2 protein-coding genes are annotated in these 1,875 nt (G+C 45.4%); both read right to left on the reverse strand.

What is annotated here, in order from left to right; genetic code table 11:
• On the reverse strand, positions 1-301 hold a 301-nt coding region (locus BUA12_RS12815; protein WP_178138277.1), incomplete at its 3' end, for an ATP-binding protein.
• 1 nt (position 302) lies between these two features.
• Positions 303-1,847 (reverse strand): IS21 family transposase, encoded by a 1,545-nt coding sequence (gene istA, locus BUA12_RS12820; RefSeq protein ID WP_072711001.1) that lies wholly within the window; start codon positions 1,845-1,847, stop codon positions 303-305.
• Positions 1,848-1,875 lie beyond the last annotated feature (28 nt).

Genomic DNA, 1,875 nt, shown 5'->3' on the forward strand with positions numbered 1-1,875 from the left:
ATTCTTCAAGCCAGGACAATTCACTGAGTTGGCGTAACTGTCTCTTACTGAGTGACGGCTGTTCTTTCAGGTCAAATTCTTTTAAGCTTTTCTGATAAGGAAATTTGGCCCACTTCAAATGCTTCTCGATCATTTTCTCTTCACGCCGTTTTTCCTCATAAGTCAGCAGCTCCCGAAGAAACTCTTGATACGTCCATGAATGAGATTCCGCTTTTCGCAGAAAAGTCGGTATCTCTTTTGATGTTTCAGTCATTCTCAATCGTTGAAACTGGCGCTGGATATCCTCTACTGAGTAATTCACTTTATGCCCCTCCTAAAATCTTCAGATAATCGTCCAGTTCTCTGACTGCTGCTTTTTCGTTGGCGTAGTCAGACGCATGTCCTGAGTCAGACTCTGGCGTGAATGCTGGATGGGCCTGCGCTTTCGCCAAATGGGCGGCCACGTCATGAAAATCGTTCGCACTCCACAATGCATTTTTCACACAAGTATCCAAAGCCTGCCCAATATAGGGTTCAAATTGCTTTACCGTCTTTTGAATGATCTGAAGTTGATCTCTTATGTATCTCGGATAACGCCGCTGAATTTCATCTAGGAACTGTTGAGATTTTTCTTTGTCTTCAAATAACGTGTGGACTGTTTCTACATAGGCCGGTATGCCTTTGGTTCTGTCTCTCGTATGGTTTCTACTCTTGACCAACTGGCCTTTTCCTGTGGAAAGGCGATGGACCGCCAAAGGCGCTGCACCGGGTTGTTTCTCAATGATGAGCTGTTCTGCCTCTATCCGGATATAGACCGTATTCTCGCCATGCGGCGTGTAGGTCCCGAGCGGCACGGAGTAACGATTGGACCGGAACTTAATAATATTGTCCTTATGGACGGTCCTTGTTATACTGGACCCATGGTTACTTTCGAAAGAAAGTAGAGTGGAGACTTTTCGCAAGTGTGGCTTTTCCAGGGCAAACACTTCGACAGGTCTCTTTTTTATTGTATTGTGCACTTGATGGTTGCCTTTTCGCTCAAGCCAGGCCAAACACTGCGCATTCCACGTCTCCAACTGATGAAAAACACGATTCTTGGCAAAATTCCCTTTAATGAATTTGACCACGTTTTCGATCTTCCCCTTCGATTCGGGGTCTGCAGCACGGCACAGATAGATACGAAAGCCTCTTTGTTGCCTGTATGACTGGAACGCTTCCGTATAGACAATGTCCCCGCCATTTTCGCTGACCGTCATGAGCTTATCCTGGTCATAGACGATTTCTTCTGTCATGCCGCCAAAATATTCGAACGCTTTCTCATGAGACCGCAGAACATCCTGGGTCGTGAACGGCTGTGCCTGCCATTCGGCATATTTGAAACGGGAGTGGGAAAGGACAAAAGCGATGACATATAATTTGGTTGTTTTCCCTTCGGAAGTCGCCACTTTCTGCTCTCCGAAATCGACTTGTATCTGTTGTCCTTTCGGCAATTCCTCGACAGCTTCGTACCGCCTGAAAGTGAGTGATTTTGGGATATGATATTTTTCCCGCAGTTCCTTTACATAGGTTCGGACCGTGCTCTCTCCGACTGTATTAAATTCACAGTATTCTTCCAGCCAATCTGAAATTTGGGAGGCTGTCAAATCCGGATGTTCCTTCAGCCAATTCAGAATCTTATCCTGATAAGGATCCAGTTTGCGTTTTCTTGTTTTCAATACGTCCACCCACCTGCACGCCTCTTCATAATCCATTTCCAGATATTCATAGACCGTCGTTCTCGACAGGTTACATTTTCTTGCGATGGCGGATACATTAAAGCCCTGCTTTTTCAATTGATGCACGTCTACAATCACTTCTAACTTCGACACCTTTCTAATCCTCCAATACACCAGTTGT

This window comes from Lacicoccus alkaliphilus DSM 16010 (assembly GCF_900142805.1).
Classification (GTDB): domain Bacteria; phylum Bacillota; class Bacilli; order Staphylococcales; family Salinicoccaceae; genus Lacicoccus; species Lacicoccus alkaliphilus.